This window comes from Streptococcus sp. 21.1 (genome assembly GCF_016648635.1).
Taxonomy (GTDB): Bacteria; Bacillota; Bacilli; order Lactobacillales; family Streptococcaceae; genus Streptococcus.
Genome location: NZ_JACLQL010000017.1, coordinates 1 through 25,804 on the forward strand (window position 1 = coordinate 1; position 25,804 = coordinate 25,804).

The following is a 25,804-nucleotide window of genomic DNA, read 5'->3' on the forward strand; positions in this document are numbered from 1 at the left end:
GTATATTATTAGATTTTTTTATTAATTATTTTCCCGAATAATTTATTAAACCATCAAAAAAAGCCCCAAAGGGCTAAAATCTTTACAATATTTGGGTATGTTCTGATAGTTGCTTCATTGATTTGAAACAATACCAAATGACAATCCAAGTGCAGATATCAGACATCATCGACTTAAGATTTTTTTGACCAAGGCCTTCAAATCTGGAACTACTTCTTCCATAAACCATGGATTTTTTGCTTGCCAAATATTATTTCGAGGAGAAGGATGAACGAGAGGGAAAAACTCTGGAAGATAATCTTTGTAATGCTTAACTGTATCTGTTAATTTTGCTGACGATTTTTGATGTAAATAGTAATGCTGCGCATAATTACCTACTAAAATCGTCAATTGGATATCAGGAGCTAAAGCAAGAACTTTCTCATGCCACTTATCTGCAAATCCCTTGCGAGGAGGTAAATCACCTGATTTACCATGACCTGGGAAATAAAAATCCATTGGTACAATAGCAAACATACCAGATTCATAGAATTCTTCACGTGAAACTCCCATCCAATCTCTGAGATTATCTCCACTGGGATCATTCCAATAAAGCCCTGACTCTTGTGCACGAATACCGGGAGCTTGTCCGACGATATTAATCCGTGCCGTTTTTGGAATGGAAAACAAGGGTTTTATACCTTGTTCCGTATAAGCTATATTTTGTTCATCGGACATGATTGCTTGTGTTAATTCATCGAGTGTTTCCATATTTTCCTCCTCAAAAAAGAGACAAAACCGTCTCTCTTTTTTATTTGATTAACTCATAGATAGCTTCTGCATAAATGGCAGCTGCACGGTACAAGTCTTCAACCTCAGTAAACTCATTGGCTTGGTGCATAGTGTTGACATAACCAGGGAACATAGCTCCATAGGCAACACCACGTTTTAGGAGACGTCCAAATGTCCCACCACCAATAATTTGTTCATGACCTTTAAGCCCTGTTTGTTTCTCATAGACTGAAAGAAGGGTCTCTACCATAGGATCATTAACTGGTACATAGTGCGGCACATGACCATGTTCTGAGAGACTGACCGCCTTAGGCCCTTCAAGTTTTTCAAGACCAACCTTAATAGCATTCGTATCAACCCCTTGAGGGTAGCGGAAATTCAAAGCAATTGTATTATCTTCAGATTCCTTGTTGAAGGTAAAGACACCTGCATTCATAGTCAACTCACCCATCTTAGGATCTGTATAGGCAAGACCTGTCTTTTCAGCAAAGAAATCTTTATGAAGTGTTTCAGCAATAAAACCCAAATACTTTTTAGCATTACCTTGGAAATCAAATTGGCTAAGGAAGAGTGCCAAGTAGGTTGCTCCATTAATACCATTTTGAGGCATCATACCATGAGCTGATTTTCCATGAATAGTCACATGAAAAATACCTGCTTCTTCAATCACTTGACCAGTCACCTCTTGGTCAGCAACAAAGTCTCCTAATTTGGCCTCGAGTTCTTTCAAAGTGATAGGTCCAGTGAAATCTGCACTTGCAGATTCAGGAACCATATTTTCACGCAAACCACCATTAAAAGACACAAGACTAAATTCTCCATCATTTTGACCTTCAAAATGGAGATAGGCTGTAATATTACCCTTTTCACCATTGATAATTGGAAATTCTGCATCAGGTGAAAAACCAAAATCAGGATCTTTCACCCCATTATGAGCGAAGTAATAATCCATATCGCCCCAACCAGATTCTTCATCAGTACCAACAATGAAACGCACACGCTTAGATACTGGAAGCTCGAGTTCTTTAATAATTTTCAAGGCATAGTAACAAGCCATTGTTGGGCCTTTATCATCTGATGACCCACGAGCATAAAGTTTGCCATCTTTGATTACAGGTTCATAAGGATCTGTATCCCAACCACTCCCAGCTGGAACCACATCCAAGTGTGCAAAGATACCCAATACTTCATCACCTTGACCAAATTCAAAGTCACCAGCATAATTATCAATATTACGAGTTTTATAACCATCACGTTCAGCTAAAGCAAGAAAATGTTCCAAAGCTTTTACTGGTCCAGGACCAAATGGGTGCTTATCATCAACCTTACTGTCATCACGTTCTGAGTTAATACGCAAAAGACCAAAAAGGTCCTCCATCAAGGCATCTTTGCGCTTATCAACTTCGGCACGAAAATCAATTGTCATAATTTACTCCTTACTGTCTCTAGTTAGCACTATTTTACCATTTTTAGTAAGAGTTTTCATCCCTTATAAACAAAGCCAATAAAAAATGCAATCCCTTACCGAATATCAAAAGACTTCATACCATCTTCAATAGAATGTGAAAAATTCCTAAAACAGGAACACTCGAATCTAAAGTAATAGCATTTATATCAGCTAAGAGGTAAAGCTCTTGACTATCTAGCTCTTTATACTTTAGGCCCTCCTATTAGGAATCAGCACATTGTAGCATTTCGATAATATCATTTCAAGAATTTCCATAAACTTTAGAATATTCTCCTCATTAATGCTATAATAGGACTATCAAAACTAAGGAGATGCATTATGCCATTTGTAAAGATTGATCTCTTTGAAGGTCGTACTGAAGAACAAAAAATCGAACTTGCTCGCGAAGTTACTGAGGTTGTATCACGTGTTGCCAAAGCACCTAAAGAAGCCATTCATGTTTTCATTAATGATATGCCAGAGGGAACTTACTACCCACATGGTGAAATGAAGAAGAAAAACTAATCATCATTAAGCAGTCACATCCGTGGCTGCTTTTGATATAAAAAAACTGGAAAGAAACGCCAGTTTTTTTATATTATCGTTGGTAATTCATCATCGTCGTCAAAATTCTCAACGACTTCTTCACCAGGCAATGGTTTTTGTAGTTTTCCCAAGATAAAACGTGAAATTGGACCAACCACTAGAAAATTAAGTGGTAAAGCCATGATAACATTTGTCAACCAAGCACGACCATAGGATGATAGCGTCACCGACTGACTGTTGTAAACTAATCCATAGAATGACATAAACGTTATCATGAATAGCGCCATGGTTCCAGAAATCACTAAAATCTTTGCCCATCGTTTATCATGGGCTTTTACTTTATGCAAAATTGCAAATGCTATTGTTTTGGCTAGTGGTCCCACCAAAAGCATATCAAGTAAGAAAGCAACCACAAATCCAGGAAGATAACCTTGGAAAAAGTGACCCCAAGCAAAGGGAACTACTCCAGTCCAATCAAGGATGAGAAGATTCCAGAGACTCATCCCACAGACCATCATTCCACACATCAAAAACGTAAAAAGCAAAGCTTCTTTAAAATTACGAGGCATTAAAACTCTCCATTTCTAAAAGTTCTCTTTTAGCATATCAAAAATTTTTTCTCCTCGTAAGTTAAATTTCACTCATGAAAACGTATTATTTTAGGATAGTTTCCATTTCTGTATATCTCGGTTTCATACCTAAACGTTCGTAAAAACGTAGAGCACCTGCATTATCATTCCATACGTGAAGTGTCAGATTATAACAACCTAGCTCCTTAGCATAGTCCAAGGCAAATTGGTAAAGCTTTTCTCCTAATTTTTGACCTCGAGCTTCCTTATCAACACATAAATCATCAATAAAAAGAGTCTTAACAGCCTTTTGTGGACCATCATTTTCAGTTTCTTCTTTAATCATTAAGAAAAGATGGCCCAAGATACGCCCTTCGTCATCCTCGTACACAAACACAGGTTTTTTTGAGTCATTAATTACTGCTTCTAACTCTGCATCTGTAAATTTACTGCCTTTTGACTTAAAAACATCAGGGCGCGCTTGATGATGAACAATAAGAATCTGCTCCAATAACTCCTGTAATCTTGGAATATCTTCAAATTTTGCTAAACGAATCATGATTACCTCCACAAAAAAAGATGGGTAAGACCCACCTTAATTCTTATTTACCAAGTTTTGCTTTAGCTGCATCTGCAAGAGCTGTGAAAGCTGCTGCATCGTTAACTGCCAAATCAGCAAGCATTTTACGGTTAACTTCGATTTCAGCCAATTTCAAACCGTGCATCAATTGTGAGTATGACAAACCATTCAAACGAGCTGCCGCATTGATACGTGTGATCCAAAGTTTACGGAAATCACGTTTCTTTTGACGACGGTCACGGTATGCATAGTAGTAAGAGTTCATTACTTGTTCTTTTGCAGTACGGAACAAGATGTGTTTTGCACCATAGTAACCTTTAGCAAGTTTCAATACACGTTTACGACGTTTGCGTGATACAACGCCACCTTTAACACGAGCCATTTATATATTCCTCCGAATTAATTCTAGTTTAGTTAATTTGTAATGCTTTTAGCGAATTAACGCATTTGTGAAAGCATTGATTTGATACGTTTAAAGTCACCTGAATGTACCATTGATGCTTTACGAAGGTGACGACGTTGTTTTTTAGTTTTACCGTGGAAACGGTGAGATGTGAAGGCACGGAAGCGTTTCAATCCACCTGAACCTGTACGTTTGAAACGTTTAGCTGATGCGCGGTGTGTTTTTTGTTTTGGCATTTTAAAATTCTCCTCTTAAAATAGTGTTAGTTTGACAATTATTTTTTGTCAGGAATTGGTGCAAGTTGCATGAACATTTGACGTCCATCCATCTTCGCTCTTTGCTCAATAATCGCAATATCTTGCGTTTTTTCAGCAAATTCCGCCAAGACCTTAGCTCCGATTTCTTTGTGAGTAATCATACGACCTTTAAATCGGATAGAAACTTTAACCTTGTTTCCTTTTTCAAGGAATTTACGGCCATTACGAAGTTTAGTTTCAAAGTCACCTTTATCAATAACTGGACTCAAACGAACTTCCTTAACGGTAACAACGCTTTGTTTCTTACGTTGTTCTTTTTGTTTCTTTTGATACTCAAATTTGAACTTACCGTAGTCCATAATCTTCGCAACAGGTGGCGTAGCTTGTGGTTGGATGAGAACCAAGTCAACATTTGCATCATCTGCAATAGCTTGTGCTTCTGACAATGGTTTAATTCCCAATTGTTCACCATCAAGACCAACAAGACGAACTTCGCGAACGCGAATTTCATCGTTAATGAATAGATCTTTCTTAGCTATGATCTTCACCTCTTTATTTTTTTAGAGAAAAACAAAGCGGACTTGATATACAAGCCCGCACACATAATATCCCTAGAGGGATTTGACATGTTGGGCCAGACAACCTAAGTCGCAAGGCGAGAAGTTCTCACTTCTGCTTTTCTCATTGTTAATAGTATAACAAGTGAGTCATCCTTTGTCAATAATTTTTTTTGCTTTTTCTTGAATAAATTCCACAACACCATCAATAGACACACCTGTAGTATCAAAAGTGATGGCATCTTCCGCTGGTTTAAGAGGTGACACCTTACGATGACTATCTTTATAGTCACGTTCAGCAATTTCTTTTTTTAGTGTCTCAAGATTAGCAGGGATACCTCTTTCGATATTTTCCTTATAACGACGTTCCGCACGTTCATCAACTGAAGCAATCAAGAAAATCTTGAGTTCTGCATCAGGCAAAACCACGGTCCCGATATCACGACCATCCATGATAATAGCCCCATCTTGAGCGATACGTTGTTGTTGCGCAACGAGTTCTTGACGCACTTCAGGAATAGCTGCGACCCAAGAAACATTATTTGTAACTTGATTATCACGAATTGGGTGTGTAATATCGACATCACCTACATAAACTTGCTGACTACCATCTGCTGCTTTTCCGAATGAAATCGGATATTGAGATAGTTGCTCCAAAATTTCTGGTACATTTTCCTCAGTTAAACCATTCTGCAAGGCCAAATAAGTTGCAGATCGGTACATGGCACCTGTGTCAAGATAAGTATAGCCAAGATTTTTTGCAATAATCTTGGCTACTGTACTTTTTCCACTTGACGCAGGACCATCAATAGCAATTCTAATATCTTTCATGATGTTCCTTTGCTTTAAAAATTATTGAACGTTAACGACGTCACCTGGGTTAGCATACCAGTAACCACTTGTCATGTGATCAGGGTTAAGACGTTCCAATTCATCTACAGAAATACCTGCACGTGCGGCGATTGAACCAGCACCTTCACCAGATTGAACAACAATTGATGAACCATCTGCTGCTGCCGTAGCGCTTGATGGTGTTGTCTCAGCTGACTCAGTTGCATCTTCTTTTACTACATGTTTAGAAGAGCTTGATGCTTTAGTTGAAGATGATTTCTCTTTTGAAGATTTTTCTGTATTAGATTTGTCACTTTCCTCATCCTTGTTTGAGTCTTTCTTGCTAGATGAAGATTTAACAACTTTGCTAGTTGATGATGAGTAGAATCCAGATGATTCCTTAGATTCCGCAGTTTTGTTTCCACCGACATTTGAAGTATAGAAAACAAAGAACAAAATACATACAACAATAACAAAGAATAATCCAAGCAAGACTGTCAAGAATGATGAATTAATGAAGCCGCCACCTTTTTCGCGTTTTTCATCAGAAGGAGTTACATCCTCTTCTTCTTCATAATCCTCAAACTCATCTTCATCATCTAGAAAATCAGCGTCAACTACTTCTTCCAACTCTTCGTCAGAAACCTTATCTTCCCATGGTTTTTTACTCATGATATTCTCCTTGTAAAAACAATAAATCTATTTTAAAATAATACTATGAAAGTATCATTAATTCCAGAAAAATGTATCGCTTGTGGTTTGTGCCAAACCTACTCTCCCGTCTTCGATTATGATGACGAAGGTATTGTTAGGTTCAGAGATAGCGACCAACTCAATCAAATTATTGAAAACACCCCTGAGACTTTGACTGCTGTCAAGTCTTGTCCCACTAAAGCCCTTATTTGCGAAGTTTAAGCTTGAGGGCTTTTTTTGATTCCTCATAAAAGGCAAAGTAATCAAAGTTAGTCATATGATCCAATAGCTCTACCTCACCTTTGAAATCAGGGTGAAGCGCTAAAGCATCTAAGAAATATTTCTTTGGCCACTTTCTCATATAAAACTGACGTTTTTTACCATTTTTAAAAATAAGGCTCAAGCCAGTTTTAATAACTTCGACTTTTTCAATATCACTAATTTTCACTTTGCGTGGTTTAAAAATATTGAAAGAAACAATACGCAGAATCCCATGATCTTCAATAATAAAGTAACGATGGAATCCTAAACCAAACAAGGCAACGAAAATAGTGAAGAGCATCAAAATATGTGAGGGCACCGAGTACAACTCGAACAGAAGGGCCGCCGCAATAAAGATTGGCGTGATGGCTAAAGACCAGTAGATGATTAGCCAAGATAATTCGGGTTGCCAATGGTAACGATACTTGCCGAAAATTTTAATCATCTCAGCACCTCCATTACTTCTAATTTTACCATAAAATCAGTATTTAGCAAGCTCTATTAAGGTTTACTGACAATTCCAAGAATAACATCTACGGCTTTTTCCATTGTCTGCAAGGAAACAAACTCATATCGACCATGCATATTTTCGCCCCCAGCAAAAAGGTTTGGAGTTGGAATACCCATAAATGAAATCTTTGAACCATCCGTTCCACCACGAATGGGTTCAATAACTGGCGTAATATCCAATTCCTCCATAACTCCTTTAGCCAACTCAACAGGCGTCATATCTTTTTCAATAACCTGACGCATATTATAGTATTGATCTTTGAGTACCAAATCAACTCGTGTCTGACCATAAGTTTTATTCATTTCATCGGCAATCTTTTGGAAGGCTGCTTTACGATTTTCAAAAGACTCTGTTTCAAAATCACGGATGATATAAGATGCTTTTGCTTCTTCAACAGTACCTGTCATGTTTTGAAGATGGTTGAAACCTTGATAGCCATCTGTCAACTCAGGGCGTTCTTCTGCTGGTAACTGATTATGAAAATCAATTGCCAACTGCAGGGCATTAACCATTTGGTCTTTTGCTGTTCCAGGGTGAACATTACGTCCATGGAAGGTAAGTTCTGCTCCCGCAGCAGAGAAGGTTTCATACTGTAATTCACCCAATGGGCCACCATCAACTGTGTAGGCAAAATCAACATCAAAATCATCAACATCAAATTTATCTGCGCCAATTCCAATTTCTTCATCAGGACCAAAGCCTACACGAATCTCACAATGTCTGATTTCAGGATGAGCCTTCAAATAAGCCAAGGCTGTCATGATTTCTGCAATGCCAGACTTATCATCAGCTCCAAGAAGAGTGGTGCCATTTGTAGTAATAAGTGTCTGACCGACATAATTCTTGAGATTTGGAAAATCTGCTGGATCTAGGTTATAACCTGAACTTCCAAGGGGTATGATACCTCCATCATAAGAGTCAATGACTTGAGGTGACACACCTTCTGCATTAAAATCAGCAGTATCCATATGTGAGATGAAACCAATCTTACGTGTTAATTGGTCATCGTTAGCCGGAAGGGTTGCCACTAGGTAACCATTACTTTCCAAATAATGGATGTTACTTAAACCTAGTTCTTCTAATTCTGGTTTTAGAACCTTCAAGGCAAAATCTACCTGGCTTTGTGTTGTTGGTGTTCTTGTCGCATTTTCGTCACTACGTGTATTGATTTTAACGTAACGTAAAAAACGCTCTAAGAGTAAATCGTAGCCCATAAGCACTCCTTTAGTTGTATTTAGTATTTACCTCAATTATAGCACAAAAACCCAGCATATTGATGGGTTAACCGTATAACTTAAACTTTAGCTGCTTTTTCGTAGTAAGACTTAATCCCTGCCACAATTGCGTTAGCTAAAGTCTCTTGATAAGCAGAGGTACTCAAACGAGCTGCTTCTTGAGGATTTGACAAGAAGCCAAGTTCAAGGAGAACTGCTGGCGCTGTTGTTTCACGCAAGACTGCAAAGGTTTGACGTTTCACACCTTGGTTTTGAGCGCCAGTCGCATTAATAAGGCTGGACTGGATGGCATTGGCCAAAGTGTCACTCATGCTCAATCGTGTCGGATTAGCATGGTAGGTCGCATTAATACGTGATGGGTATTCTGCATAAGGTTGGTAATAATAAGTTTCGATTCCCTGTGCTGCTGAACTGCCTGAAGCATTGATGTGGATACTTACGAAGATATCTGATTCAGAGGCATTAGCTGCACGAGAGCGATCCGTCAAATCAACATAGGTATCGCTGGTACGTGTGGTCATAACTTGATAGCCTTCTGCTTCTAATTTGGCCTTAACTCGGCTTTGGATAGCCAAGGTCAAGCTCTTTTCAGAAATACCAAAGTACGAAGCTCCTGGATCATAGCCACCATGACCAGCATCGAGATAGATAACCTTATTTAAAACATCGTAGTTTCCTCTTGATGCCGAACCGATTTTCTTAGGGGCTACCACATCAGCTGAAGTTGCCCCAAAACCAATATTCTTACCTGAAGAATCAACAATATAGCCATGAACGATGTATTTACCTGAATTCCACTTGTGCTGACTAGCTGAAATAGTCACCTTGTAGGAACCATCCTCCTGCTTTGTGGCATTATGCCAAACAAGATCATCCTGACCATTTTGCTCAGACCAAACAGGTATTACCACACCTGAAATACCGCTTGGATTCGTCAGATTGGTGATAAGAACATCAAAAGTTCCACGATTTTTATCATTATTGGTAATAGTCAATGTTCCTTGAGTTTTAGTGATATCAAGTGTCACTTGTTTGCCACCTAGGCCAATGAATTTACCATCATTGTCAACCAAATAGACATGTGAATTATAAAGACCACTATCTCCCTTATGATTGCTTGAACGAACGGTTACCTTATAGTCTCCATTTGCTTGCTTAGCTGCCTTGTACCAGATGATATCATCTTGACCGTTCTTTTCTGACCAGGTTGGAACCAAGACTTCTTTGAAGCCACGTGGCGCAACCAAATTTGAAATGACAAAATCATAGCTACCCGTAGCATTGTTGAGAGCAGTGATGGCAAGGTCGGCTCTGGGATTTTGACTCTCTACTCCTTCATTTTCTACGGTAGAAATGGAATTATTACACATTGCATCCCATTCATAAAGTTTATAGGCTTCGATCAAACGGATAAGTTTTCCGGGATAATTTGGATCTGTCGCATATCCTGCATTCTTCAGTTCCTGAGCCGCAATGCGATAATCTGTTTCATTGACAACTTTTCGATAATTATCTTTTCGCCACTCGGTACTCGTGAAAAATTTTGCATGGTCTACTACGCTATCATTCCATGTGGCATATTTTCGAAAAGCAGCATTGACTGTGATATAGTCACCATTAAGATATTCCTGTGTAGGTACAGTTACTATTTCTCCATGCCAATCCTCTGAATCTTTAATGCCAAAAAGATTATTGTTGGGAGCCTTAGCAAGTTCAGAGCTTCCCCAACCACTTTCTAGAATAGCTTGCGCTCCCGTGATAGATGGAAGGATTCCTTCCTTGGCTCCATCCATGGCTCCTTGCTTAATGGCACTAAGAAAATGACGTTGATTCTGGTCAATTTCGCTAAGATCATCTGCCTCTTGATAAGAGCTTGTGGTCACAGAACTATTTGTTAAGACAGTTATTTTTGAAGAATCTTCCAGACTTGTTTGCTTCTCCTCTAATACTTCTTCTCTTTGTAGATTCATTTGACTCGTTGAATCATCGTGTACTCCTACTTCAGAATAGCTTGCCGCATGATTATCCGTACTTTCTTTCAAAGATGAAGAAGTATCAGTTGGAGACAACATTTCATCTGCTTTCGCCGAATGACCAGACATTCCTAAAAATAAGATTGTCAGCATGACACCGCACAGTCCATAAGCTTTACTTTTCTTAAATCCAAAATGAAATCCTAATTGCATCTTAATTTCCTTCTCTACTTACAATTTCTGCTAATTCATTTTAAAACGATGAAACTATCAGTATCATAACGTCATAATATGAACCATCACCAATTAATTCGCAAAAAAAGCTAGAAACTTATCAAAAGTTCCTAGCTTTTTTTAGTAGTATTGAAATATTAATCGACATCAACGAAACCAAAACGTGATAGAGGATACAATCTAAAAGAGATAACACCTTTAATTTGATCTTTGTCAATGAGACCAAACTTACGACTATCATCTGTATTACGACGATTATCGTTCAGTACAAGGTACTGCCCCTTTTCAATCTTAGTTTGTTTATTATCTGTCAATGTTGCAATGGAAAAATCATCAGTGAAGAAATTCCCAGGTGAAACTGTCGCCAAATAAGCTGATTTACCCTTACTAATATAGGCTTCGTCAACTGACTTATCATTAACATAAAGGAAATCATCCATAGCTGTCACGCTCTTACCCTCATCAGCAATAACACGCCCAATGTATTCTTTACCATTAACTGTATAAAGAATAAAATCTTTTTTCTGAGGCTCAACATTTTTATTGAAAGTAACATAGTCACCAGCATGAATATAGTCATTAGCCTGACCTTCAGTCACACGGTGTGTTGAGAAGACAAAAGCTCTCAACAACAAAATCACTACAATGGCAAGAACTGCTATGATAATATTTCGAATTAAATCTCTCTTAACCATACTCACTCCTTATGGGTTCTAATAAAATCATAACATAAATAGAGAAATAAAAAAAGAGGGAGTGAGCAAGCTCAATGTATCTCTCCCTCTCTTAAAACCAATGATTAAAACGTTTCACAGCTTAATAGTCCTCAAAAAATGTTTGCATATTGACATCATCTGGAACTAAAGCAAGGTATTTTTCAGCCGTTGCACGCGCCTGATCCCTGTAACCAAATTCACGCAAAATATATGCATAATCATGGAGGAATTCAGGATTTTCAGATAAATCTTTAGCCAAATCTTGATAGATTTGAAAAGCTTCTTCTTCATCATCAAGTGCTTGGTAGGCCTTGGCAATGTTCCAACGAGCCAAAACAGAATCAACTTCATAATCGGCTAAAGCCACTAGATCCTCGTAACGTTCTTCTTCCAAATAGAGCGTACTTAAACGCAAGATAATCTCATCTTGGTCCTCAGCCAATGGCAAAGCTTGCTTCAAATAAGATTCAGCAGATTGAGTGTCATGCAACTCGTAGGATAACTGTGACGCTAGCAAAAGTAATTGAACATCAAAGGCATTTTTAGAAATCCCTTGTTGTGCCATTCGTAAAGCTTCTTCGGTTTTATGTTCTGCATGTAACGACAAGGCGTAAATATACTCATAACCTTCGAAGTCAGCAGACATGGTTTCTATCTGCTTAAAGTAAAAATTAGCTTTTTGATACTCTTCTTGATCATAGAGCAAAGTGGCTAACTCAAAAGCAACGGTATCATCGTACTCAATTTCAATAGCTTTTTCCAAAAATTCACGAGCAGCTTCAAACTTTCCAAGACTGGCATAAGCCTTACCAATGCGTTCATAAGTAGAAACGCCAGTCATCGCAAGAAGGTCACGATTATCTAATTTAGCATAGTAATGAATAGCTTGTTCAAAATTTCCAAGTTCAAACTCCATCTCAGCCAAACCAAAAATAATCAATGAGTCATCTGATAATTGACTTGCCTCCAACAACTTATCACGTGCCACATCAGTTAAGCCCTCCATTTGGTAGAGGTCAGCCTTTACAATTAAAGCAGACAAATAGTCGTCAGAGTCTTCAGGTATGGCATCCAAATAGAGAAAAGCCTCTTCAATATCACCATCTTCGGCAGCAATTTGTGCTAGATTGACATTAACCTCTGGAAAATCAAAGCGAACTTTTTCGTAAATTTCCTGTGCCTGTGGTAAGAAACCAATAGATTCTAAATATTGGCCCAACTCAACAAGAACCTCTGCAGGGTCCTCTCGTAAAGCTTTTTTAAAATATTTGTCCGCGTGGTCTAAATCTTGGTTTCCAATAGAGGCAACCATTTTTTCACTATTTAACATCGTCTTTTTGTCCTTCATTTTCTAAATCATCTTGATAAAGATTACTTACAGAACGGTACCAATCAAAAATCTCTCTAACAACAACCTTGACAGAGGCATAAATTGGAATCCCCAATAAGACGCCCCAAACACCGTAAAGAGAACCTGCTGTCAAGAGAATGAACATAATGGTAATCGGGTGAATACTTAGTTTATTCCCCAAAACGAGTGGAGAAACAAAACGTCCCTCAATAGTTTGCTCAATGAAGAAAATGATGAGGACCTTAATCAACATAGCGGGTCCTTGCACCAGTCCCATGATTATAACTGGTACCATAGCAAGAAAGCTTCCCAGATAAGGAACCATGTTTAGAAAACCTGCCATAATACCGAAAGTCATACCATATCGAAGACCTACAATCTTAAACATAATACAGAACATGATGGCAACAACAATAGCGACTGTAACCTGGCCTTGAACATACCCTTCGAGCTGACTATTAATATCTGAAAGCATACGAACAGTTGTTTCACGAAAGCGAGTTGGTAAGGCTGAGACAAAGCTATGTTTCATCTTTTGGCTATCTCTTAAAAGGTAGAAGAGAATGAAAGGTGCCAAAATGATAGCTACTGTCACCCTTGCTACTGTGCTCGCAAAAGATCCAACCCATGTCAAAGCCGATGAAGAAAAGTTCTCAGCATAATTGACCATTCTCGCTGAGAAATCACTAAGCATGGACTCTAAATCACCATGGAAGTTAGAAAGAATAGGGAGATTAATCCAACGTTCCGTTTCACTATTGGCACGTGCAATATATGATGGTGCATTTCGTATCAAGATCAAAATTTGATTTTGTAAGCTTGGAATGGCTGTTGAAATCCCCCAAACCAAGAGCAAGCCAAGAATAGCGTAGATGACCAAGATAGACATGGTTCGACTCAATCCCGTTCTTTCTACAAGTAGTACCAAAGGTTTTATTAAATAATAAAGGAGCATGGAAATAACCAATGGCAACATAATAATGGTCATAAACTGGATGACGGGTGAAAAAATGGGACTAATCTTGGTAAAAATCAAAACCGTCAAACCAATCAAAAGTAAGATGAAAAAAGCTACGACAGCCTGATTATTCAATATCCACTTAAAAAACCATGTTTCTGAAAAATTTTCTGTTTTTTTACGCTTCATAGTTCCTCCCTATTTATCATAAAATGTTACAGTTTTATCTACCAAGTTCTGGTTACGATCGTAGCTAAATTTTGCAGAGAAGAATGGTCTATCTTCAAGGATCCACTTAAAAATCTCATAGTCACCTTCCCAAGTTGGTTTAGATAAGACCTCATCATATGGTACCCATTCAAGCGTTCCTTCACGAGACTCCTCATCTGAGATGAGTTCTCCTTCAAAACCAGTTACCTTAAAGACATAGGTGTACCAATCATGACCAGGGGTAAATTCTGGAAAGGTAATCATACCTTTAAAATCCATCTCAGTCACTGTAAAATGTGTTTCCTCGAGAATTTCACGACGAGCACATTCATCTGGTGTCTCTCCAGCTTCTAGTTTTCCCCCGACAGAAATCCACTTTCCTTCATGAACATCATTAGGCTTTTTATTACGATGTAGGAGCAAAAGCTCCTTTCCATTGTCAATATAACAAATGGTAGCTAACTTTGTCATAATGCATCTCTTTTCCAATGTTTTTTAAATATTATACCAAATATGGGATTGGATTTGGGCTTTGAGCAGACGATTTTGAGATATAGTTGAAAATCTGCTTTTCTGAATCTCTCGACAAACAAAAAGAGAACCAAAATAGTTCTCCTTTAATCTCTTAGTATTTCAAATAACGGCGCATTGCCATACGTGACCCAATCGAACCAATAATAATACCGACTGCGAAGAGGGTTCCGATAACCGCATAGACAAACCACTCTGGATCATACATCGAAATACCACCTTTGACAAAATCTGGATTCAAAGATGAGTAAACCATGTGATACAAAAGATAAATGAGCCCAGAAGGAATGATGGCACCAAGTGCTCCAATCCAAGCACCTTCCATCAAGTAGGGACGACGAATATATGAATTCTTAGCACCTACCAAACGCATGATTTGAATTTCAGTCGCACGTGACATAATGGTAATACGGATGGTATTTGAAATCAATAGGACAGCCACAATAGTTAAGAGTGCTGTGGCAATGATTCCCCAAAATTGAACACGTTTCATAGTGGACATCAGAATTTCAGTATCTGAGCCACCAAAGTTAGCATTATCAACACCCTGAATGGCTTTTGCTTCCTTGGCAACTCGACTGACATCATCTGGTGATTTCGTTTGGACGATGTAAACATCTGAAAGAGGGTTGGCATCTCCAGTAGCTGTCTCGAAACTTGAACCCATTGTTTCAATCAGTTGTTTCTTTTGTTCTTCTTTACTAGAGAAAGTAACCTTATCTACACCTTTGATTTTGGTCAAAGAATCATAAATCTTATGGTAGTCTTTATTAGCAACAATCTGTCCAGAAAGTTCCTTGACTGTTTTCGAGGCATCTGATGAATCTGGATCCAAGTAGACATTGACCTGAATATTCTTTTCAATATCTGAAGCCAATTTCTGCGTATTTAAGATAACAGATCCAAAGACACCTAAAAGTGAAAGAACAATCATTACCGAAAATACTGCCGTAAGTGTCGACAATAGATTACGTTTGAGATTCTTAATCGATTCTCCTAAATGGCGGAAAAAGCGTCTAATCATGGTAACCGTACTCTCCTTCCTCTTCATCACGAACAATACGTCCTTCTTCAATCGCTACGACACGATGACGAAGGTTATTAACGATAGTTGAGTTATGGGTTGCCATTATAATGGTAGTCCCTTGCAAGTTAATACGTTCAAGGACTTGCATAATTTCCCATGAAATCTCTGGGTCCAAGTTCCCTGTTGGTTCATCTGCAATCAACACTTTTGGATTATTGACGATAGCACGCGCAATAGCGACACGTTGTTGCTCACCACCAGACAATTGATTTGGGAATGAACGCATCTTGTGTTTAAGACCAACCAACTCGAGAACCTCTGTCACCCGTTTCTTGATATGACGAGGTTTCTCACCAATAACTTCCATGGCATATGCAACGTTTTCAAAAGCTGTTTTCTTTGGAAGGAGTTTATAATCCTGGAAAACAACTCCAATAGAACGTCTCAAGAGTGGAACATCTTTCTTACGAAGTCGAGTTAAATCAAACTCTCCAACCTTCATAGAGCCACTCGTTAATTTTTCTTCTTGGTAGAACAAGCGAATTAAACTTGATTTACCAGCACCAGAAGGGCCGACTAAGTAAACAAACTCCCCAGAGTTAACAGACAAATCAATGTGTCTAAGGGCTGTTGTTGACTTATCATACTTCTTAGTAACATCTTTTAATTCAATAAGAGCCATAATGTCAGTATTCAACTACTAAATTAGCTGAAGCCTTCCTTTCATTGAGATAAAGTATCTAAATACTCAAAAATAGTATATTGTTACTATTCTTCCATACGCCACTTGAGGTAGGCATCGATGAAGCCTTCAATATCCCCATCCATTACCTTATCAACCTGGGCAACTTCATAGCCTGTACGGTGATCTTTAACCATGGTATATGGCGTGAAAACGTATGAGCGAATTTGGCTTCCCCAAGTGATTTCTTTCTTATCACCTTTCAAAGCATTCACTTCTTCTGCTTTCTTTTCTTGCTCCATTTGATAGAGCTTAGCTTGTAGCATCTTCATCGCACGGTCACGGTTCCCGTATTGTGTACGATCAACCGTTGAAGCTACAACAATACCTGTTGGAATGTGGGTCAAACGCACACCTGTAGAAACCTTGTTGACGTTCTGACCACCAGCACCACCTGAACGAAATGTATCCATCTTGATATCATCATCACGAATTTCAACCTCAATGGTATCATCCAATTCAGGCATAACTTCCACTGATGTAAATGAGGTATGACGACGTTTGGCAGAGTCAAATGGTGAAATACGAACCAAACGGTGGACACCCATTTCTGACTTGAGGAAACCATAAGCATTAGGTCCTTCAAAAGCAAGGGTTACAGATTTGATTCCAGCCTCATCACCAGCCTGATAATCCAAAGTCTCAACCTTGAAACCTTTTGCATTCCCATAACGTTGGTACATACGGAGTAACATATCAGCCCAGTCTTGAGCTTCTGTACCACCAGAGCCTGGGTGAATTTCCAGAATGGCATTGTTATGGTCATATGGTTCAGACAAGAGCAGTGTCATCTCGTAACTTGTCATAATCCTATCAAGCTTTTCGAGTGTTTCTTCAAGCTCTTCTTGAACACTATCATCTTCTTCCAACATTTCTAAATAAAGCTCTGTCTCGTCAGAGAGTTCTTGCATATTGTTGAAAGTTTCGTATTTCATTTTTAGCTCATTTAACTCTTGTGAGGTCTTTTGAGCTGCAATATTATCATTCCAAAAATCTGGCTCAGTCATTCGGTTTTCGAGGAGCGCAATGTCCTCTTCCAAACGATCTAAGTCAAAGAGACCTCCCGAAGCTCACGAGCTTCTCTTGATTTTCAGAGATTTTTTGGCGAATTTCTGCCACTTCCATGGATAGGTTTCCTCCATTTTATAGTATTATGCTTAATTCTAGCATAAATCACTTAAATTTGCCATTTTGCACACACAAGCTCCCACTCCGCTTGGGATTCTTCATCCTTAGGTGACAGTTCCCTCATGTAATCTAACATAGCCTCATCGGGTTTCTTAACAATCTCACCGAGAGCCCAAATGGCAGTCGCCGTATGGATGGGATTATTATTCTTATCAATTATCTCCATCAGTTTGACAATAGCATTGCGATCATGTAGGTTAGCCAAGGCAATAATAGCATTACGTTGAAGAATATTCTTCCCGCGCCATGAACCGGCAATCATCCCAAATTTCTCCTTGAAGGATTTGTTGGTCAGCTCAAGAAAAGGAAGTAATTCGGGCATGGCAAGCTCAGGATCAATGTCCGAAGCCAGTGGATTATCGATACCTCTGTTATATGGACAGGAAATCTGACAAATGTCACAACCATAGATAACAGTCTTTATCTTCTTTCGAAACTCCATATCCATCATGCCTTTATCCTGTGTTTGAAAGGATAGGCAACGACGAGCATTCATAGTCCCATCGCCAATGAGACAAGATGTCGGACAGGCATCCAAACAACGACGGCAATCCCCACAACCATAATCAACTTCTTGGTCTGGTTCAATCTCTAGATTAGTGATAAGCTCACCAAGATACATGTAGGACCCGTATTCTTTCGAAATAACTAGTCCATTCTTTCCGATAAAGCCAATACCAGCTCGCTTGGCCACTGCTGTATCGACCAAGGCTCCAGTATCCACCATACCTTTATATTCGAAGTTTTCCGTCAGTTTTTCAATGCCTTCTGCAAGGCGTTTTAGTTTGTCCTGCAAAACATAGTGATAATCTAGACCCCATGAATTTGGAGTGATTTTGCCACGCTTATATTCTGTTTTTTGAGGTTGTTGTGGCAGCTTATGCGGATAGGCAACTGCAATGGAAATGATGGTTTTAGCTGATTCCAAGGTCAACTTAGGATAAATACGCTCTTCAATATTTTTATGTTCAAAGCCTGTTGTTCGCCCTTCTTCGACACCAAGTCGAAGGGATTTTTCCAGATAGGCGAAATCATCGGCGGTAGTAAAACCAATTTTTGAAATGCCAATCTCCTTGGCCATCTTTTGAATTTCTAATTTGATATCCATATTATTATCATAATGAAATTGTAGTCTAAGGGCAAGTATTTTCCACCATCTTCATTTACAGACAAGCCTTAACCTTTTTGTTACAATGTTTCTATGACGAGACTTGCAGTAATGAGTGATTTACATATTGATATTAATCACTTTGAAACATATGAAATTGATACTCTTATAAAGTGCCTAAAAAATCAAGAGGTTAGCCATCTCCATATCGCTGGTGATATTTCTAACCATTATTTTATCGACACAAAACCTTTTCTACGAAAACTGTCTAAGGAGGTCAAGGTCACCTATAATTTAGGCAATCATGATATGCTTGATTTAGAAGATAACCTTATTGATAATCTTGATTTTCAGGTGATAAATTTAAGTAGTAAGACATTATTGGCTTTTCACGGGTGGTATGATTATTCCTATTCAGATGAGACGTTAGATAAGATTCTTAAACGTAAGAAACAACTTTGGTTCGACCGACGACTTAAACGATTGGGGACTGATCCGGATATCTGTCAAACTAGTCTTAAAAGGCTAGATAATGCCTTAAGTGAGTTAGACACTAGTAACCTTATAGTTGCCATGCATTTTGTTCCTCACAGCCGCTTTACCATGACGCATCAACGTTTTGCACCTTTTAATGCCTACTTAGGCTCGGAAAAATTCCACCATATTTTCGCCAAGCATGGCGTTAAAGATGTTGTTTTTGGTCATGCCCACCGCAGTTATGGGACGGTAACTATTGATGGTGTAACCTATCACTCGCGTCCTCTTGGATACCGACGAGAATGGGATTTAACCATTGACTTTGTTTCCAATCACCCCAAACTCAATCCTACTGGAACATGGAACCTCTCCAAACGTTACAACCTGGTCAAGAAACGGTCGGAGTTTTTAGAATATGAAAAAAAGGAACTGGCAAATGAGTTCCTTTCATCCATGACACTATTTGATTTGTAGAACGACTCTTTAGGAGTCGTTTTTTAGTCGGTGAAAAATCCCTGCTTTTGAAGGTCCTTCAAGGTATTCGCACGATTGGCAACGGATTGATCCATTGTCTTTGCAATCTGTGTTGTAAATTCATCAACTCTGTTATTGAGATCACGAAGGTCATAATACTCATGAACTTCAGCGTCGTAATCTTTTAGCTCATCTAAGGGATGTTCTAAGTCTCGATAATAATTTTCCATATGGATGACGTGACGGGGTAAACGAGGTTTAAGCTGCGGTTCTTGATCTGGCCAACCAACTGCTAATCCTACTGCTGGATAGACATACTTTGGAAGTTTGAGAAGCTCTGAAAGTTTAGCGTTATCATTCAAGATACTGCCAAGGTAAACTGTTCCCATACCTAAACTCTCAGCAGCTACTACCATATTTTGAGCAGCTATCATAGCATCCGAGAAGGCCGAGATAAAGCGTTCGGGACTACCTTGGACCAAGGCTTCAGCACCTTTAGCCTCTGCAATCAGTGTGTTACGTCTTTGGTCCACAACAAATACAAAAAGATGCCCAGCATTTGGAATATAGGGTTGGTTAGCAATCTCTGCAATTTCTTCCTTCAATGTTTCATCAGTAATACTGATAATCGAATAGGACTGTCTAAAATTACTCGTTGCTGTATGTCTGGCAACATCAACCAAAAGGTTAACTTCTTCTCGTGTCAAAGCTAGAGGTTTAAATTGACGGATGCTACGGTGATTGAGTTGTGTCTTAATAGTCTCGTTCATGGCCTTCTCCTTAACTTGTGATCATTTCTCTTCAATTATAAACAAGACTCCTCCTGAATTCAAGATATGATAAGAAAAAGCCAGAGACCATTATCTCTGACTTTATGTCTTAAATAGCGTCCTTATCCTTACCAAGGGCACGTTGAATAGCTTTGACTAATTCAACCAATACCACAATCAAGAAGGAACCTACAATAACTGCAAGCCATTGTGTCATACTAAGGTGTGACACATGGAAGAGGTTATTAAATCCAGGAACTACGATAGTTGCCATCAAAAGAACGAAGGCTACTGGAATTGCCCAGTTGAAAGTCTTGTTTCTAAAGAGGCCAACTTTAAAGACTGATTGATACACAGATTTAACGTTAAAGGCATGGAGCAACTGAATTAATCCAAGTGTTGCAAAAGCCATTGTAAGGGCATCCGCATGAATTTCTGCTTGTGTATGATGCTCTGGGAAGACAAGGCCCCAACCATATACTGCAAGAACGAGGATGGTTTGGAAAACACCTTGATACATGATAGCACCGAAGACACCTCCATCAAAGAAGTTCGATTGACGTCCACGAGGTTTATGAGTCATAATACCTGGTTCTGCTGGCTCAACACCAAGAGCGATGGCTGGAAGGGTATCTGTTACCAAATTAATCCAGAGAAGATGTACTGGTTGAAGCACATCCCAACCAAACAGTGTGGCAAAGAAGATAATAAAGACTTCGGCCATGTTGGCTGACAAGAGGTACTGGATTGATTTTTGAATATTTGAGAAGACCTTACGCCCTTCTTCTACAGCAACAATAATTGTCGCAAAGTTATCATCGGCAAGGACCATATCAGAAGCTCCCTTAGAAACCTCTGTACCTGTGATTCCCATACCGATACCAATATCAGCTGTTTTAAGTGATGGTGCATCATTAACCCCGTCACCTGTCATAGCAACAACCTTGCCATCATTTTGCCAAGCCTTGACGATACGAACCTTGTGTTCAGGAGAAACACGCGCATAGACAGAGTACTGTTTGAAGACTTTCTGGAATTCTTCATCAGAAAGCTCATTAAGCTCAGCACCAGTAAAGACATGATCTTCCGTATCATTTGGATCGATGATACCGAGACGCTTGGCAATGGCTTCTGCCGTATCTTGGTGGTCACCTGTAATCATAATTGGACGGATTCCCGCTTCTTTAGCGACACGGACAGCCTCTGCTGCTTCTGGACGTTCTGGGTCAATCATACCTACCAAGCCTGAGAAAATCAAATCAGACTCAACAACCTCAGATTCCAAGGTAGGAATATCATTCGTTGTCTTATAAGCCATCATCAAGACACGAAGAGCTTGTTTTGCCAAGTCCTTATTAGTCGCAAGGATAGCTTGTTTATCTTCATCCGTGATAGGACGAACCTCACCATTGATTTCAATACGAGTCACACGTTTGAGCAATTGGTCAGGCGCACCCTTGACGGCTACAAAGTATGTACCATCCGCTTCCTTATGGATAGTAGACATGAGTTTACGGTCAGAGTCAAATGGCAACTCTGCCACACGAGGCTCTGATTTCAAGACGTCACGAACATCAAAGTTGTGGTCCAAACCAAATTGAACAAGGGCTGTTTCCGTTGGATCCCCAATTAGCTTACCATCTGGGTCCACCTTGGTATCATTGGCAAAGTTCATAATACGAAGGGTTGTATTGTCAGCACTAAGTTCTGTAGCAGCGCTTTGCAATTGACCGTTTGTATAGACTTTTTCAACAGTCATTTGGTTCATGGTTAAGGTACCAGTCTTATCTGATGCGATAATCTCAGTTGAACCAAGAGTCTCAACAGCTGGCAATTTACGAACAATCGAATTACGTTTGGCAAGAGTCGTTGTTCCAAGTGACAAGAGAATCGTTACAATAGCAGGCAAACCTTCAGGAATCGCGGCAACGGCTAGAGCAACGGCAACCATCAAGCCTTCGAGGGGCTGTTCACCACGAATGAAGACACTAACCAAGAATGTCACTAAGGCAATAGCAATAATAAGATAAGTCAAAGTCTTAGACAGTTGCTCCAAGCTTTGCTTCAACGGCGTTTGTGATTCGTCCGCATTAGCTAGCATATCAGCAATTTTACCGACCTCAGTATACATACCAGTATTAGTTACAACCCCTGTACCACGACCGTAAGTAACGTTAGAGTTTTGGTAACCCATATTCACACGGTCACCAATTCCGGCTTCTGCTTCAACCGTCTCGGTAACATCCTTTTCAACCGGAACGGATTCACCGGTAAGGGCTGCTTCTTCAATCTTAAGTGAGGCAGCTTCGAGCAAACGCATATCAGCTGGAACAACATCACCAGCTTCAAGCAAGACGATATCTCCAGGAACCAACTCGCGTGAATCAATTTCAACCACATTGCCATCACGACGCACACGAGCCAGAGGGCTTGACATGTTTTTAAGAGCTTCAATAGCCGCTTCTGCTTGTCCTTCTTGATAAACACCAAAAGCTGCATTCAAAACAACAACGGCTAAAATAATGCAGGCATCGGTCAGACCATGCATACCTTCTGTAATAACAGAAAGGGCGGCTGCGACAAGCAAGATGATAATCATCAAATCTTTAAACTGATCGATGAATTTTGACAAGAGGCTGCGTTTTTCACCTTCATCCAACTCGTTATAGCCATAGGCATCCAATCGTTCCTTGGCTTGTGCAGTAGACAAACCATCAATGGAAGTGTCCAAGCTTTTTAGGACTTCTTCCTCTCCTTGTGTATAAAACAAGGCTTTACTTTGTTCTTTCGACAAAATAATCTCCTCCTTCTCTATAGGGAAAAATGGCTAACAAGACTCTTTTTATATAAAAAATTATACAAAAAGAGACTTGTTTAATTAAAAACAAGTCTCGCTGTTTAAGAATATGCCGGAAATGTAAAATTTCGTAATGACGACATAATCGCAACTGTTAATCAAATCTCATGATTACAGTCGCCTGCTACTCCCTTATTTGTACTTTACATTTTATCATAAATTATTCTTTATTCAAGCGAAATGATTCTATTTTTTTCAAAAATTAAAACCAAGAAACCTCTAATTCATAATCAGCAAAAACGTCTTCTGTTTCTGGATGTTTCAATTGATAATGAATATCAACTGTCTGTCCATTTAGGTCATGGGCGAATAGACTAGTATCTGTCAGAAAATGCTGGGTACCAAGTGGTGTCGGTATGTGGACCAAGGCAGGGACCTTAGCCGAAAAACGCATAATTGATTTAGGATTAGAAAAGCGTGTCATCACCAGCTCTTCCTGATTCAACTTAATAACCACTTTTTCTTTCTCGGAATTATGGTGAACAAGATAAGTAAAGTCTCCTTTTTCCATAACCTCACAAGCGTGGATTTCTTCGATAATCTCCGTTTGATCTCCTACTTTTATTTTGTTTTTAATTTTAATTTCCATTAAGTATTCCTTCTATTCTAAAACTATTTTTCTACTTAAGATAATAGCAACTCTATACTAAAAGAGAGTATCAGTATTGCGTCTACCATTTCTATTTCAAGTAAACCACCTGGGTCTGTTTAACAAAGCCGATATTTTCATACAAACGTTTGGCTCCAATATTGCTATCTTCTACTGCAATTTGAAAGGGCTTGTCGTTATGCGCAATGAGTTGATTGACGACTGATTTTGCCAGATAGCTGCCATAGCCCTGTCCACGATAAGCTTCAGCAATCGCAAGTCCATAGAGGTAGTTGCTATTCCCAGATAAATCGACCGTACACACTCCAATGACCTGAGCTTCTTTGAGGAGGATGTAAAGTAGGCCATCGGAATCCTTCAAGGCCTCTGTAATGTATCTGCGACTCACATCGAGCGTTTCCTCTGGATCAGAAAAGGCCTGGTGATGGAGTTGGGCAATTTCATCTAGGTAAGAAGGTTCAGCTAAGAGCACCTTGACATCTGAACGAGAATCCAGAGCATATGGTGTTTTATCTCGTCCTAGCCAGGTTTCGGTCTCTTCATCCTCAACCACCCCCCAATGACTTGCCAGATCAGGATGACAATCTAGAAAAACACGCTCTGTCTGAAAGGTCACTGAGCGAATAGGGTAAGCTGCCGTTTCCTTCTGAAATTTGTCAAACAAACTCCTCGCAATGCCTTTGTGGCGATAATCTGGGGCAACTAAAATCGCCACTTCCACATCATGGTCATCCGCATAAACCGTTAATAAACCAAGCAACTCTCCCTCTTGATAATGGAGGAAAAAGGCCGGCATATTGGGATCAAAATTAAGCATATTGGAGAGATAAGGTTCTCGAAAGGTTTGGTCATAGGCTTGACAGCTAGCAATCAATGCTTTTGCTGCCTTTCGTTCTTTTTCCGTCAATTGGTTGGTTGCTCGAATCACTCTTGTCTCTCCTTTATTTGTCTGACCTTATTTTACCAATTAAAAAGCATTTGAGCAATTTTTACCTAAACTACTACTTTAAAGAGGCAATTATACTTTTCTCAGGAAGAACTATGACAAAGCGCCTAAATTTTAGTAAAATAGAAGGGAAACTAACTAAACGAAACAGGTAATAATTATGTCTATTAAACTTATTGCAGTTGATATTGATGGAACGCTTTTAAATAGCCAACGTCAAGTTACACCGGAAGTCTTTCAAGCCATTCAAGATGCCAAGGCTGCTGGTGTAAAGGTTGTTATCGCGACTGGTCGTCCTATTCCTGGGGTGCTTCCTCTTCTTGAAGAACTTAACCTCAACCAAGACGGAGATTATGTTATCACCTTCAATGGTGGTCTTGTCCAAGAAACTTCTACTGGTAATGAATTAATTCGTGAGACTCTCTCATACGAAGACTACCTTGACATTGAGGTTTTGGCTAACAAGCTTGGTGTTCATTCTCACGCTATTACTAAAGATGGTATCTACACAAGTAATCGCAACATTGGCCGCTACACGGTTCATGAGTCTACACTTGTTCATATGCCGATTTACTATCGTACACCTGAAGAGGTGGCTGACAAGGAATTCGTTAAGGCCATGTATATCGATGAACCTGAAATTCTTGATGTAGCTATTGCCAAACTTCCACAGGAATTTTATGACCGCTTTACTATTGTAAAATCAACACCATTTTACCTAGAAATTCTCAAGAAAACAGCCAACAAAGGAATTGCTGTAACCCATCTTGCTGAGAAACTCGGTCTTTCTAAAGAAGAAACAATGGCTATCGGTGATGAAGAAAATGACCGTGCTATGCTTGAAGTCGTTGGCTCTCCTGTTGTTATGGAAAATGGTAATCCAGAAATGAAGAAAATTGCGAAACACATCACAAAATCAAATGATGAATCTGGTGTCGCTTATGCTATTAGAAAGTGGGTTCTAGAATAAT

Annotated in this window: 28 protein-coding genes and 1 other annotated feature; of the genes, 4 read left to right on the forward strand and 24 right to left on the reverse strand. The window is 39.2% G+C overall.

The genetic code is table 11. The features are described from left to right. Positions 1–165: 165 nt before the first annotated feature. Entirely contained in the window at positions 166–750 is a 585-nt protein-coding gene (locus H7U01_RS09380; protein WP_070840051.1) for a uracil-DNA glycosylase family protein, read from the reverse strand. Between the two features lie 40 nt (positions 751–790). Continuing rightward, on the reverse strand, positions 791–2,197 hold the full coding sequence (gene pepV, locus H7U01_RS09385) for a dipeptidase PepV (RefSeq protein WP_064524788.1): 1,407 nt from the start codon (positions 2,195–2,197) through the stop codon (positions 791–793). A 360-nt stretch (positions 2,198–2,557) separates the two neighbouring features. On the opposite strand from pepV, the gene H7U01_RS09390 reads away from it, so the two are divergent. After that, positions 2,558–2,743, forward strand: a complete 186-nt coding sequence (locus H7U01_RS09390) for a 4-oxalocrotonate tautomerase (protein WP_002885057.1) — start codon at positions 2,558–2,560, stop codon at positions 2,741–2,743. 68 nt (positions 2,744–2,811) lie between these two features. On the opposite strand, the gene H7U01_RS10040 is transcribed toward H7U01_RS09390, so the two are convergent. The 7 genes from H7U01_RS10040 to H7U01_RS09425 all read right to left on the reverse strand — a co-directional run bounded on the left by H7U01_RS10040 (position 2,812) and on the right by H7U01_RS09425 (position 6,633). Continuing rightward, on the reverse strand, positions 2,812–3,333 hold the full coding sequence (locus tag H7U01_RS10040) for a DUF2798 domain-containing protein (RefSeq protein ID WP_260318087.1): 522 nt from the start codon (positions 3,331–3,333) through the stop codon (positions 2,812–2,814). Positions 3,334–3,418: 85 nt separating this feature from the next. Next, positions 3,419–3,892, reverse strand: coding sequence for a GNAT family N-acetyltransferase (locus H7U01_RS09400; RefSeq protein ID WP_060972257.1), 474 nt, complete (start codon positions 3,890–3,892; stop codon positions 3,419–3,421). A 43-nt stretch (positions 3,893–3,935) separates the two neighbouring features. After that, a complete protein-coding gene (gene rplT, locus H7U01_RS09405; protein WP_002885090.1) occupies positions 3,936–4,295 on the reverse strand; it encodes a 50S ribosomal protein L20 in 360 nt (119 codons plus the stop codon). A 56-nt stretch (positions 4,296–4,351) separates the two neighbouring features. Further along, positions 4,352–4,552: a 50S ribosomal protein L35 gene (rpmI, locus tag H7U01_RS09410; RefSeq protein WP_002885093.1), complete on the reverse strand. Its 201-nt coding sequence runs from the start codon at positions 4,550–4,552 to the stop codon at positions 4,352–4,354. 38 nt (positions 4,553–4,590) lie between these two features. Further along, positions 4,591–5,121, reverse strand: coding sequence for a translation initiation factor IF-3 (infC, locus tag H7U01_RS09415; protein WP_002885108.1), 531 nt, complete (start codon positions 5,119–5,121; stop codon positions 4,591–4,593). Between the two features lie 13 nt (positions 5,122–5,134). After that, positions 5,135–5,257, reverse strand: a sequence feature (ribosomal protein L20 leader region). A gap of 23 nt (positions 5,258–5,280) precedes the next feature. Further along, a complete protein-coding gene (cmk, locus tag H7U01_RS09420; protein ID WP_201041495.1) occupies positions 5,281–5,961 on the reverse strand; it encodes a (d)CMP kinase in 681 nt (226 codons plus the stop codon). Positions 5,962–5,982: 21 nt separating this feature from the next. Continuing rightward, positions 5,983–6,633: an SAG1386/EF1546 family surface-associated protein gene (locus tag H7U01_RS09425; protein ID WP_037600535.1), complete on the reverse strand. Its 651-nt coding sequence runs from the start codon at positions 6,631–6,633 to the stop codon at positions 5,983–5,985. Positions 6,634–6,678: 45 nt separating this feature from the next. Between H7U01_RS09425 and H7U01_RS09430 the strand changes: the two genes are divergently transcribed. Then, entirely contained in the window at positions 6,679–6,876 is a 198-nt protein-coding gene (locus H7U01_RS09430) for a ferredoxin (protein WP_002890861.1), read from the forward strand. On the opposite strand, the gene H7U01_RS09435 is transcribed toward H7U01_RS09430, so the two are convergent. The 11 genes from H7U01_RS09435 to queG all read right to left on the reverse strand — a co-directional run bounded on the left by H7U01_RS09435 (position 6,860) and on the right by queG (position 18,699). Next, on the reverse strand, positions 6,860–7,360 hold the full coding sequence (locus H7U01_RS09435) for an EbsA family protein (protein ID WP_002890860.1): 501 nt from the start codon (positions 7,358–7,360) through the stop codon (positions 6,860–6,862). The two genes, H7U01_RS09430 and H7U01_RS09435, sit on opposite strands and share 17 nt — an antisense overlap. 56 nt (positions 7,361–7,416) lie before the next feature. Then, positions 7,417–8,640, reverse strand: a complete 1,224-nt coding sequence (pepT, locus tag H7U01_RS09440) for a peptidase T (protein WP_201041496.1) — start codon at positions 8,638–8,640, stop codon at positions 7,417–7,419. Between the two features lie 80 nt (positions 8,641–8,720). Beyond that, on the reverse strand, positions 8,721–10,847 hold the full coding sequence (locus H7U01_RS09445) for a GBS Bsp-like repeat-containing protein (RefSeq protein WP_201041497.1): 2,127 nt from the start codon (positions 10,845–10,847) through the stop codon (positions 8,721–8,723). 158 nt (positions 10,848–11,005) lie between these two features. After that, positions 11,006–11,563 (reverse strand): signal peptidase I, encoded by a 558-nt coding sequence (gene lepB, locus H7U01_RS09450; protein ID WP_037597744.1) that lies wholly within the window; start codon positions 11,561–11,563, stop codon positions 11,006–11,008. A 121-nt stretch (positions 11,564–11,684) separates the two neighbouring features. Then, positions 11,685–12,914, reverse strand: a complete 1,230-nt coding sequence (locus H7U01_RS09455) for a tetratricopeptide repeat protein (protein ID WP_110981214.1) — start codon at positions 12,912–12,914, stop codon at positions 11,685–11,687. Then, positions 12,904–14,082: an AI-2E family transporter gene (locus tag H7U01_RS09460; protein ID WP_073686303.1), complete on the reverse strand. Its 1,179-nt coding sequence runs from the start codon at positions 14,080–14,082 to the stop codon at positions 12,904–12,906. The genes H7U01_RS09455 and H7U01_RS09460 overlap by 11 nt, the downstream gene beginning before the upstream one ends. Positions 14,083–14,091: 9 nt before the next feature. Continuing rightward, positions 14,092–14,574 (reverse strand): NUDIX hydrolase, encoded by a 483-nt coding sequence (locus tag H7U01_RS09465; RefSeq protein ID WP_037597740.1) that lies wholly within the window; start codon positions 14,572–14,574, stop codon positions 14,092–14,094. Positions 14,575–14,728: 154 nt separating this feature from the next. Continuing rightward, positions 14,729–15,658: a permease-like cell division protein FtsX gene (ftsX, locus tag H7U01_RS09470; protein WP_110981213.1), complete on the reverse strand. Its 930-nt coding sequence runs from the start codon at positions 15,656–15,658 to the stop codon at positions 14,729–14,731. Then, entirely contained in the window at positions 15,651–16,343 is a 693-nt protein-coding gene (gene ftsE, locus H7U01_RS09475) for a cell division ATP-binding protein FtsE (protein ID WP_013990672.1), read from the reverse strand. Before ftsE ends, ftsX begins: the two co-directional genes overlap by 8 nt. An 86-nt stretch (positions 16,344–16,429) precedes the next feature. Then, a protein-coding gene (prfB, locus tag H7U01_RS09480) for a peptide chain release factor 2 (protein WP_201041498.1) occupies positions 16,430–17,528 on the reverse strand; the annotation gives its coding sequence in 2 pieces (ribosomal slippage) (positions 16,430–17,455 and positions 17,457–17,528; 1,098 coding nt in all). A gap of 52 nt (positions 17,529–17,580) precedes the next feature. Continuing rightward, positions 17,581–18,699, reverse strand: coding sequence for a tRNA epoxyqueuosine(34) reductase QueG (queG, locus tag H7U01_RS09485; protein ID WP_049554308.1), 1,119 nt, complete (start codon positions 18,697–18,699; stop codon positions 17,581–17,583). 93 nt (positions 18,700–18,792) lie between these two features. Between queG and H7U01_RS09490 the strand changes: the two genes are divergently transcribed. Continuing rightward, complete coding sequence (locus tag H7U01_RS09490) at positions 18,793–19,650, forward strand: metallophosphoesterase (protein ID WP_064524803.1); 858 nt, start codon at positions 18,793–18,795, stop codon at positions 19,648–19,650. A gap of 23 nt (positions 19,651–19,673) precedes the next feature. Here H7U01_RS09490 and H7U01_RS09495 read toward each other — a convergent pair whose 3' ends face one another. The 4 genes from H7U01_RS09495 to H7U01_RS09510 all read right to left on the reverse strand — a co-directional run bounded on the left by H7U01_RS09495 (position 19,674) and on the right by H7U01_RS09510 (position 24,815). Further along, positions 19,674–20,420: an NADPH-dependent oxidoreductase gene (locus H7U01_RS09495; RefSeq protein ID WP_064524805.1), complete on the reverse strand. Its 747-nt coding sequence runs from the start codon at positions 20,418–20,420 to the stop codon at positions 19,674–19,676. Between the two features lie 109 nt (positions 20,421–20,529). Further along, entirely contained in the window at positions 20,530–23,214 is a 2,685-nt protein-coding gene (locus H7U01_RS09500; protein ID WP_073687781.1) for a cation-translocating P-type ATPase, read from the reverse strand. A 265-nt stretch (positions 23,215–23,479) separates the two neighbouring features. Beyond that, positions 23,480–23,866, reverse strand: a complete 387-nt coding sequence (locus H7U01_RS09505; RefSeq protein WP_201041499.1) for a DUF1934 domain-containing protein — start codon at positions 23,864–23,866, stop codon at positions 23,480–23,482. A 91-nt stretch (positions 23,867–23,957) separates the two neighbouring features. Further along, positions 23,958–24,815, reverse strand: a complete 858-nt coding sequence (locus tag H7U01_RS09510) for a GNAT family N-acetyltransferase (protein ID WP_201041500.1) — start codon at positions 24,813–24,815, stop codon at positions 23,958–23,960. Between the two features lie 178 nt (positions 24,816–24,993). Between H7U01_RS09510 and yidA the strand changes: the two genes are divergently transcribed. Next, complete coding sequence (yidA, locus tag H7U01_RS09515; RefSeq protein WP_080611392.1) at positions 24,994–25,803, forward strand: sugar-phosphatase; 810 nt, start codon at positions 24,994–24,996, stop codon at positions 25,801–25,803. The last annotated feature ends 1 nt before the right edge of the window (position 25,804 follow it).